The 658-nt window shown below is 26.6% G+C and carries 2 protein-coding genes; both read right to left on the minus strand.

Features of this window, described 5'->3' with window-relative positions:
* Positions 1-85: 85 nt before the first annotated feature.
* A complete protein-coding gene (locus L8X28_RS08290) occupies positions 86-235 on the minus strand; it encodes a hypothetical protein (protein ID WP_263666056.1) in 150 nt (49 codons plus the stop codon).
* A gap of 74 nt (positions 236-309) precedes the next feature.
* Positions 310-465 carry a hypothetical protein gene (locus L8X28_RS08295; protein WP_263666057.1) on the minus strand — a complete coding sequence of 52 codons (156 nt, stop codon included), beginning with the start codon at positions 463-465 and terminating at the stop codon, positions 310-312.
* Positions 466-658: the final 193 nt, after the last annotated feature.

A 658-nucleotide genomic window follows, 5' to 3' on the forward strand; every position in this document is an offset into this window, starting at 1 on the left:
CTATTTTTTCAACCCACACATCTTTACCATTTTTTTGTAACTTTTGCCCTATGAGGAACAAAAAATACTTGGCGCAAGAAGGGATCTAGACTATATATTTAGTTGCAACACTAAGACAATATTCCATTTCTGTTTTATTGATCTTAGTTTCAGCAGGGAAGAAATGTTTTTTAATTAGAGCGATTCTTTCTTTGTTTAATTCTGTATTTTGATTTGTATTTATTATTGCTGACATGTTTTTCCTTTTTTTTGATTTGATAATAAAAAAGGAATAGAAAATTATATTGCCCAGGAAGAGAATAAAAAAATCTATTCCCAACTTATAGGGTGTGCTAAGAAGCTAAAATAAAGACTAACTTTTTCTTTCATTAATGTATTTATCGTTAAATAATGAGCTACTAAAACCAATGTGCCAAAAATAAGAGTGATAGCACCAATTAAAATAGCTATATTATAACCATCCATTCTCTCTTATTTTCTTTTAAAAAAAGATCAATCTTTAAGAAAGATCGATGATAGTGCAACTATCGCCCATTTGCAAACCATAAAGACTATTTACAAATAATCATACGCCAATAGATTCTATGAATCTTAAGATTACTTTTACAGGTATTTTTATAAATAATACTTTTTAAAATTTTTATTTTATATTATTATC

It is taken from the genome of Campylobacter sp. CNRCH_2016_0050h (assembly GCF_025772605.1).
Lineage (GTDB): Bacteria > Campylobacterota > Campylobacteria > Campylobacterales > Campylobacteraceae > Campylobacter_D > Campylobacter_D lari_D.